At 59.0% G+C, this 8,229-nt stretch carries 8 protein-coding genes and 2 pseudogenes; 5 read left to right on the top strand and 5 right to left on the bottom strand.

The genetic code is table 11. The features are described 5' to 3' along the window. Positions 1-123: 123 nt before the first annotated feature. Both ACIQ0R_RS09280 and ACIQ0R_RS09275 read right to left on the bottom strand, forming a co-directional pair. Positions 124-360, bottom strand: a pseudogene (locus ACIQ0R_RS09280) (asparaginase domain-containing protein); the annotation flags it as partial. A gap of 444 nt (positions 361-804) precedes the next feature. Continuing rightward, a complete protein-coding gene (locus ACIQ0R_RS09275; protein WP_395826449.1) occupies positions 805-1,659 on the bottom strand; it encodes a mechanosensitive ion channel family protein in 855 nt (284 codons plus the stop codon). Between the two features lie 313 nt (positions 1,660-1,972). On the opposite strand from ACIQ0R_RS09275, the gene hisC reads away from it, so the two are divergent. The 4 genes from hisC (at position 1,973) to ACIQ0R_RS09255 (ending at position 5,276) form a co-directional block, all read left to right on the top strand. Further along, positions 1,973-3,061 (top strand): histidinol-phosphate transaminase, encoded by a 1,089-nt coding sequence (gene hisC, locus ACIQ0R_RS09270; RefSeq protein WP_395826447.1) that lies wholly within the window; start codon positions 1,973-1,975, stop codon positions 3,059-3,061. Positions 3,062-3,181: 120 nt separating this feature from the next. After that, entirely contained in the window at positions 3,182-4,333 is a 1,152-nt protein-coding gene (locus ACIQ0R_RS09265) for an MFS transporter (RefSeq protein ID WP_395826445.1), read from the top strand. 59 nt (positions 4,334-4,392) lie between these two features. After that, positions 4,393-4,524, top strand: a complete 132-nt coding sequence (locus ACIQ0R_RS09260; RefSeq protein ID WP_395826443.1) for a hypothetical protein — start codon at positions 4,393-4,395, stop codon at positions 4,522-4,524. 17 nt (positions 4,525-4,541) lie between these two features. Further along, positions 4,542-5,276: an alpha/beta fold hydrolase gene (locus ACIQ0R_RS09255; RefSeq protein ID WP_395826441.1), complete on the top strand. Its 735-nt coding sequence runs from the start codon at positions 4,542-4,544 to the stop codon at positions 5,274-5,276. Positions 5,277-5,358: 82 nt separating this feature from the next. On the opposite strand, the gene ACIQ0R_RS09250 is transcribed toward ACIQ0R_RS09255, so the two are convergent. The 3 genes from ACIQ0R_RS09250 to ACIQ0R_RS09240 all read right to left on the bottom strand — a co-directional run bounded on the left by ACIQ0R_RS09250 (position 5,359) and on the right by ACIQ0R_RS09240 (position 7,613). Then, entirely contained in the window at positions 5,359-6,318 is a 960-nt protein-coding gene (locus ACIQ0R_RS09250; RefSeq protein ID WP_395826439.1) for an NAD(P)H-dependent flavin oxidoreductase, read from the bottom strand. 150 nt (positions 6,319-6,468) lie between these two features. Then, positions 6,469-7,410, bottom strand: coding sequence for an MBL fold metallo-hydrolase (locus ACIQ0R_RS09245; RefSeq protein ID WP_395826437.1), 942 nt, complete (start codon positions 7,408-7,410; stop codon positions 6,469-6,471). Next, positions 7,374-7,613, bottom strand: a complete 240-nt coding sequence (locus ACIQ0R_RS09240) for a DUF1289 domain-containing protein (protein WP_395826435.1) — start codon at positions 7,611-7,613, stop codon at positions 7,374-7,376. Before ACIQ0R_RS09240 ends, ACIQ0R_RS09245 begins: the two co-directional genes overlap by 37 nt. A 138-nt stretch (positions 7,614-7,751) precedes the next feature. On the opposite strand from ACIQ0R_RS09240, the pseudogene ACIQ0R_RS09235 reads away from it, so the two are divergent. Continuing rightward, positions 7,752-8,102, top strand: a pseudogene (locus ACIQ0R_RS09235) (response regulator); the annotation flags it as partial. Positions 8,103-8,229 lie beyond the last annotated feature (127 nt).

Below are 8,229 nucleotides of genomic sequence, written 5' to 3'. Positions count from 1 at the left end.
AAGAAGTGGACGATGCCATTGCGGGACTGGAAGGGAGCACTTAACCGCTTCACTATCCAGTTTGAAGAACGGATGAAGCCGAATTAAACGAAATTCCGTTTACACAAAATCCAGCACACCCTCGGCGATCTGGAAAACCTGCTCGTCTTTGACGTTAGCGACTTTCTTCAATTCCGGCACGGCGGCGATCAGCTTCTCGGCCCCGACCGTGGCTGCGGTATAGCCGACGGTTGTAGTGCTGTCGGCCCCGGTGCCGGCAATGGTGCCGCCGGTGGCCAGAATCATCACGCTCGGCAATTTGGGCTGGGCATCTTGCGCATGCGCCAGGGAAGTCGACAACAGCAACGCGCCGAACATCATCAGCGCATAGGAATTGAGGTTGCTCAGGGTAAGTTTGCGGGTAAGCATAAATCTCCTTATTTGTTGGTAAATGAAACGGCAGATTGCCTTCGCGAGATCGCGGCATTTCTGGCTGCGTCTTCGCGGAGCGGAACTGTAACGGAAAGTTGGCTAACCATTGATGCCATCTATGCATGGGTTTATGCATAACTGTTATAGCCATCAATTAAATCAGCGCTATATCAGTGCTATATCAGTGCTATACATCCATGATTCATGCACTACTCATGCACTATTTGAGTAATATTTGATCCCTATTTAGGCAGAATTGAAATACACCGCAACTTACCGTGGCTGCCTCGGGCAGAGGTATCGCCTACCGATTGGCGTGCGCAAATAAAAACGGTGATTTCAAGCCCACTGCTTCAGGCTAAAACCAGCGCTGTCAGTCAAATCAATACTGGTTCAGCTGACCTGACTTTTGGCCCCTGCTTCATGCGTGATATGCACCTCGCGCACCGGATAGGGGATCGAGCAGTTTACTGCGGTCAAGGCTGGCTTGATTTGCTGCGCCAGCGACCAGCGCAGGGCCCAGTATTCAGATGTGGTGGTCCAGGCGCGCAGATTAAGCATCACGGTGCTGTCTGCATAATCGGTCACCACCACGAACGGCGCCGGCGTCGACAATATGCGGCTATCAGCGGCCAACATTTCTTGTAGCGCTTTGATCACCACCGCGGGATCGTCCTGGTAACTAATACCGAGCGGGATATCAATGCGGCGCGTGGTGTTGCGGCTATAGTTGGTCAGCGCGCCGTTCCACAACTGGTTGTTAGGCACAAACAGGCAAATACCGTCAGCCTTAGTCAACTTGGTGGCAAACAGGCCGATTTCATCTACCGTGCCTTCAACGGTGCCGTTGCCGATGTATTCGCCAACCTGGAAAGGCCGCAGGAATAGCAGCATCATGCCCGCCGCAATGTTCTGCAAGGTGCCTTGCAAGGCCAGACCAATGGCGAGGCCGGCAGCGCCGAGGATGGCAACGATACTGGCGGTCTGCACACCAAACTGGCCAAGCACTGCCACCAGCGCAACCAGCCGCACCAGCCATAACAGCACGCTACGCAGCACCGGACGCAAAGTAGCGTCCAGACCGGCGCGGGCCACGCCGCGGTCGAGGGCATTGGAGACGGCCGACGACAACCACCAGCCGATCAGTAGCGTGACAATCGCCAGCACGGCATTGAGGCCGTAACGCAGTGCGGATTCGAGCAGGAGATTCCAGATCGAGGAAAGTTGAGTAACAGCGGGTAAATTCAAGGGTTAACTCCTTTAGTTTATGTTGAATCGCTTGCGGCTGGTCAGCGTATGCAAAGCGCTATGCCAGCAGCCAACCCCGACATCCCTGCCGGGCGGATTTTGTCTGACGCACAACAATAATACTTAATATACCTGAAACAGATTGCAAATAAACCACCCCAATCAGCGCGACAACGGCAGCATCCGCAGCCAGACCGCGCCGGGTTTGCTACCATACGCCTTATTCACCTGTTATTTGCCTGTTATTTGCCAGTTGCTGCCGCGGTTTTAGCGACGTAGCCAGCCTTCACTTACCCTCTTTAGCGACATTCCAATGAGTAAATTCTGGAGCCCTATCGTCAGTCGCCTGACACCCTACGTCCCCGGCGAGCAACCTAAGCTGAGCAATCTGATCAAGCTCAACGCCAATGAAAATCCGTACGGCCCGTCGCCGCTGGCGCTGGCCGCCATCGCCGCCGAAGCCAGCGACAACCTGCGTCTGTACCCGAACCCGGATGCCGAGCCGTTGAAACTGGCGATTGCCGAACAGAACGCCACGCACGGCATTACCGCGGCCCATGTATTTGTCGGCAACGGTTCCGACGAGGTGCTGGCGCATGCGTTCCACGCGCTGCTGCAACATGCGGAGCCGATCCTGCTCCCGGATATCACCTACAGTTTTTATCCGACTTACTGCGGCCTGTATCAGGTCGCACATCGCACGATCCCGCTGGCTGACGATTTCAGCATCCGGGTCGACGATTACCTCGGCGTGGCCAACGGCGGCATCATTTTCCCGAATCCAAACGCACCGACCGGCTGTCTGCTGCCGCTGGCTGAAGTGGAACGGCTGATAGCCAGTAATCCGGACAGCGTCGTGATCGTCGACGAAGCCTACGTTGACTTTGGCGGCGATAGCGCGATCCCGCTGGTGGCGCGTTATCCGAACCTGCTGGTGGTGCATACCTTATCCAAATCGCGTTCGCTGGCAGGCTTGCGGGTTGGCTACGCGGTCGGCCATCCGGATCTGATCACGGCGCTGGAAAGAGTCAAGAACAGCTTCAACTCGTACCCGATGGACCGCCTGGCAATCGTCGGCGCGACGGCCTCGATCAAGGATCTGCAACACTTTGAGAAAACCCGGCGGGCGGTGATTTCCAGCCGCCGTCAACTGGTGGCGGGCCTCACACTGCAGGGCTTCGAAGTGCTGCCGTCAGCCGCCAATTTCGTGCTGGCGCGGCATCCGAACTATGATGCCGCCAAGCTGGCAGCGCGCCTGCGCGGCGACGGCATCATCGTACGTCACTTCAGCAGCGCGCGGATTGCCCAGTTCCTGCGTATCACCATCGGTACCGACCAAGCCTGCCAGACCTTGCTGGACGCCTTGCAACGCCATCTGCAGGAAATGCCGGCGGATTTCTAAGCCACGCCCAGTGTCCACAGACACCAGCGCGACGGGCGCGGCCATCGCATCGGCCGTCGCGCTTTCACCGCTCCCTGTTCACGGGTTTTTCCCCCAGTCCTTGCTCATCTCCGCCAGCTCATGTCCGAATCGATCGCGTTACCCTTCCCCGTCGGCACTCGCATGCAACGGGCCGCGCTGCCCGTGCTGTTCCTGTTACTGGGCGTAATGTACGCCAGCTGGGCAGCACGTATCCCGGCGATCCGTGATCTGTTGCAACTGGAACCGGCCAGCCTCAGTCTGGTGCTGCTGGGCGGCGGCATCGGCGCGGTCGGCTCGTTTCCGATTGCAGCCTGGCTGATCGGCCATTACGGTGCGCGCCGCAGCAGCTGGTACGCAGGGGTCGCGTTGTTGCTCACCATGCCTTGTCTGGCGCTGGCACCGACCCTGCCGCTGCTGATGCTGGTGATGGTCAGCCTGGGTGCCTGTTCCAGTTGTTTCAATGTCGCCATCAACGCCCTCGGCGCTGCTGTCGAAAAAGCTGCCGGACGTTCGATCATGTCGCTGCTGCACTCCTGGTTTTGCGTCGGCACGCTGTCCGGCGCTTTGCTGGGCAGCGCGGTGGCCGGGCTTGGCATCGGTCCGCTGCTGCATTTCAGCGTCGCCGCAATATTGTTTGCGATACCGCTACGACTCTGCTATCTGGCACTGCCGAACGACCGGCCGCAATACATCGCCGGGCAAAAGCATTTCGCGCTGCCACACGGTCCGCTGATCGCACTCGGCGTGGTGGCGTTTGGCGGCGCTATCGTCGAAGGTTCGGTTGCCGACTGGAGCGGCGTCTACATGAAAGACCAATTGCTCGCCAGCGACGGCGTGGCGCCATTGGCATTTGCATTTTTTGCCAGCATGATGCTGTTGACCCGCATCGTCGGGGATCGTTTAAAGGAAACCTTCGGCGCCCGCCGGGTGGTCGCCGGCGGCGCATTGCTGGCTGGCGTCGGCATGGCACTGGCACTGGTGGTCGATGAGATCCCGCTGGCGATTGCCGGTTTTGCCTTGACCGGGGTTGGCGTTGCTACCGTTTTCCCATTCATCTTCAGCGCCGCCGGCCGCCATGGCCCGACCGCGCTGGCCGGCGTCACCACGATGGGTTATACCGGTGGCCTGGTCGGGCCGCCGATGATCGGCTTCCTGGCGCATGGCTTCGGCCTGCACGCCGCGTTAACCGTGGTCGGCGTGCTGTGCATCGCGGTGGCGGTGGCCACCGGACGCGCCCGATGGCTGGAATAAAGAGCATTTTGTTAAAATACCGGTTTGCGTTTCAGACCCATCTTCATCATGCAATCCATATGACGCGTGCTGGATTTTTCTTCTCACCACAGCGCAAACTGCAACAGAAAGAACCACATCCGGCGACCAATGGTGGCTTGATCGCCGCTTCGATCAAACCGCAGCATGATCTGCTGGGCGCACATGGATAGATCTTTACAACACGACGATGGATACTCACGCCAATTTGCCCGACCTGTTGCTGCTGCCCGGTTTCATGCTGGATCAAGCGCTGTGGGAAGATATTCGGGATGAACTGCAACGCCTTGGCCGGCTGCACTTCGGCGATCTCGGCCAGGACGATTCGATCAGCGCGATGGCGGCGCGGGTGCTGCAACATGCGCCCGAGCGCTTCGTTCTGATCGGCTTCTCGATGGGCGGCTATGTGGCTCAGGCGATCATGCAACAGGCACCGCAACGTGTCATCGCGCTGTGCCTGCTGAACACCTCGGCACGCCAGCAGGACGCACGTGAAATCGCAGGCAACCGGATGCAGCTGGAACTGGCCCGGCAAGTGCCGTTCAAGGGCTTGACCAGCCGTGCGCTGGCATCGTCGGTGCATCCCGATCGCGCTCATGACCGCGAATTGCTGGATCGTCTGCAGGCGATGGCGCTACGCAATGGAAAAGAGGTTTTTATCCGCCAGTTGTCGGCGTTGCGCAGCGACGGTTACGCCGAACTGCAAAAGATTGATTGTCCGACGCTGATCGTCGCCAGCCGCAACGATCAGTTAAGCAGTATTGCCGAGGCACAGCAGATGCAGGCCCAGATTGCAGCCGCGCAGATGGTTGTGATTGAGGACTGCGGCCACATGACGCCACTGGAAAAGCCGCAAGAATTGCTGCGAATAATATCCGACTGGCTGCGCGTTTCGCGTATAGAAAAACCGGACAAACCGGCCTGAGCTGCGCAGGCAACGTCACCCCGCTCCAGCCAACACAACGCCGGGATATGCCGCCACATGCCAGGCGACGGCGCGCGATTTGTTATAGCGCCAGGCGCTTGCGGGCCGCCTGGTATTCTGTCTGCAAGCGATCCACCATCTGCGCCACGCTCGGGACATCATCCATCAACCCGACGCCCTGACCGGCGCCCCAGATATCGCGCCAGGCCTTGGCACCGGTGCCGCCGGAACCGAAATTCATCTTCGATTTATCGGCTTCCGGCAAATTGTCAGGATCGAGACCGGCATTGACGATGGATTTTTTCAGGTAGTTGCCGTGCACACCGGTGAACAGGTTGGTGTAGACCACATCGGCGGCAGTCGATTCGAGAATTGCCTGGCGATAGGCGTCGTCGACATGCGCCTCCTTGGTCGCCAGCCAGCGTGAACCGATGTAGGCAAAATCGGCTCCCATCGCCTGCGCCGCCAGAATGGCATCGCCGGTGGCAATCGCTCCCGACAGCGCAATCGGCCCCTTGAAGAATTTGCGCACCTCGCCGACCAGTGCGAACGGCGACAGCGGGCCGGCATGGCCGCCGGCGCCGGCGGCCACCAGAATCAGGCCGTCGACCCCGGCTTCCAGCGCCTTCTGCGCATGACGGATCGAAATCACATCATGCAAGACGATACCGCCGTAACTGTGGATGGCATCCATCATTTCCGGCGGTGGCGCGCGCAGGCTCGAAATGATGATCGGCACCTGATGTCTGACGCAGACGGCAACGTCATGCGCGAGGCGGTCGTTCGATTGATGGACGATCTGGTTGACCGCAATCGGCCCGATCCTGGCGTCGGGGTGCTCAGCCTTGTAGGCCGCCAGTTCAGCCTTCAGATCGGTCAACCAGACCTCCAGCAACTCCGCCGGACGGGCGTTCAACGCAGGGAATGAGCCAACAATGCCGGCCTTGCACTGCGCCGCCACCAGCGCCGGGCCGCTGGCGATGAACATCGGCGAACCGATCACGGGAAGGCGCAGGTTTTGCAACGCGACGGGCAGTGCCATAAAGACCTCTTGAATTGAAAATGGAGAGAACGATTATAGGACGAAGGCAGAAATAAAAAGTACGGTCGTGCTAGATTTTGTCCTCTAAAACCGCTTGACCCTCTGACTTCGGCCGCGTTAGCCTGGCAAGCTTGCTGCAGCACGCCGCCGTTAGCGATTCAACAAGAAGCCGTCACGTATCTCTGCGGCACCGGCGCGCACCAACTGACTGACTGCCCATTCCGCCAGTGCGACCTCGCTCAATTGCAGGAAATGCCGGTTGGCAGCTACCACCAGCGGCAACGCCGAGAGCGTCTGCGGCAATTCATCGCGCTTCAGCCGTTGCCGCTCCAGCAACAAGAACTTCAGCAACACCTTGACTGCATTATGGGCGTTGCGCAGCGGATCTGCGGCGAGGTAATCGAGCCGCGAAAAGGCGATTTCCAACGCAGTGCCTACCCCGCTGAATGAACTGCCGTGGCCGGGAATCACCAGCCGCACGTCGAGGCTGGCGATCAGCTCCAGCGTGGCGCGTGCCTCGGCGAAACCGGAAGCGCCGTCCAGCTCCGGGAAGATCACGCCGAAACCGTTTTCCCACAAGGCATCGGCGGAAATCAGGATCCGCTCCTCGGCGCAATAAAAAATCAGCGAATGCGGATCATGCCCGGCCGCCGCCAACACTTGCCACTGCAAATCGCCGAGTGTAACGAGATCGCCATGCTGCAAGGTATCGTCGAAACTGAAACGGGCGCACTGCTGGCCGGTACTGCTGTAGGTGAGTGCTTGCTGATCCCAGGTGCGCACCGCCTCGGCTTCCGATGCCGGGATCGATGTACGGCAGCGATAGACTTGCTGCAGGGCGGCGTTGCCGCCGCAGTGATCGGAATGCAGATGCGTATTCAAGAGGCGATGCAACGGCCGCCCTTGCAAGCCGTGCGCCACCAGCGCCAAGGTCTGCGCCGCATGGGTCAGATAACCGCTGTCGATCAATGTGGTCTGCTCACGACCAAGAAACAAGATGTTGTTGGACGACAGCCAGCCGCGTTCCAGCACCCGCATGGTCGGCGGCAGCGCGCTCATCGCGCACTCCGGCGCCGCCGGATCTGGCGCCATATCTGGCGCTTCTGTTCCACGCTGGCGCTACCCCATGCAACGATTTCATCGATGGTGCGCTGACAACCCTCGCAAAGACCGCTGGCGGCGCTCATCACGCACACGTTGATGCAGGGCGAAGCGCTGTCATCAGGCGCTGCGCGGCCATCGCCGGCGGCAAGCGGTGACACCTGACGGACTGACTTGAGCTGATTGATTTTCATTGGATCTCTATCGGTTCGGCCGGCAGCAATACTGCTATTATGACAACTTGTTCGCTATGTCTGGCGTGTTCCTGCATATGATACCCAATACGCAAGATGCAATACGCGCCATCCCAGCCCTCCAGAGCGACACCTTGCATGCCTAATATTCTACTGGCCGAAGACGAAAGCAACATTGCCGACAACGTGATCTACGCGCTCGGCAGCGAAGGATTCCAGGTACACCACTGCCTGCTGGGCAGCGACGTGTTGCAGCAAGCACGCTCCGACCAATTCGATTTGCTGGTTCTGGATATCGGTCTGCCGGATATGAGCGGCTTCGATGTTTGCCGTGAGCTACGCCGATTTTCGTCGCTGCCGATCATTTTCCTGAGCGCGCGCGGGAGCGAAATTGATCGTCTGATCGGCCTTGAAATTGGTGCCGACGATTATATGGTCAAGCCGTTTTCACCACGTGAGCTGGCCGCGCGCATTCGTGTTGTGTTGAGGTTGTTGGCGCTGATTGAATCTTGACCCAGCCTGCTGATCGAAATGTGACCCAGGGCTGGTCGCTGCGTTTTGAGTTAGCAGCTGTGGATAAGTCTATCAAACAGTTGGTGTTGAAGCACTCCTTTTT

The organism is Collimonas sp., assembly GCF_044339385.1.
GTDB lineage: Bacteria > Pseudomonadota > Gammaproteobacteria > Burkholderiales > Burkholderiaceae_D > Collimonas.
The sequence above is the reverse complement of the archived record's forward strand: the minus strand, read 5'-3'. Positions and strand labels throughout refer to the sequence as shown.

Excerpts from the sequence above, each read along its gene's own strand:
- hisC (WP_395826447.1), top strand. The coding sequence starts at position 1,973 with ATGAGTAAATTCTGGAGCCCTATCGTCAGTCGCCTGACACCCTACGTC.
- ACIQ0R_RS09265 (WP_395826445.1), top strand. The coding sequence starts at position 3,182 with ATGTCCGAATCGATCGCGTTACCCTTCCCCGTCGGCACTCGCATGCAA.
- ACIQ0R_RS09245 (WP_395826437.1), bottom strand. The coding sequence starts at position 7,410 with ATGGCGCCAGATCCGGCGGCGCCGGAGTGCGCGATGAGCGCGCTGCCG.
- ACIQ0R_RS09260 (WP_395826443.1), top strand. The coding sequence starts at position 4,393 with ATGACGCGTGCTGGATTTTTCTTCTCACCACAGCGCAAACTGCAACAG.
- ACIQ0R_RS09240 (WP_395826435.1), bottom strand. The coding sequence starts at position 7,613 with ATGAAAATCAATCAGCTCAAGTCAGTCCGTCAGGTGTCACCGCTTGCC.
- ACIQ0R_RS09250 (WP_395826439.1), bottom strand. The coding sequence starts at position 6,318 with ATGGCACTGCCCGTCGCGTTGCAAAACCTGCGCCTTCCCGTGATCGGT.
- ACIQ0R_RS09255 (WP_395826441.1), top strand. The coding sequence starts at position 4,542 with ATGGATACTCACGCCAATTTGCCCGACCTGTTGCTGCTGCCCGGTTTC.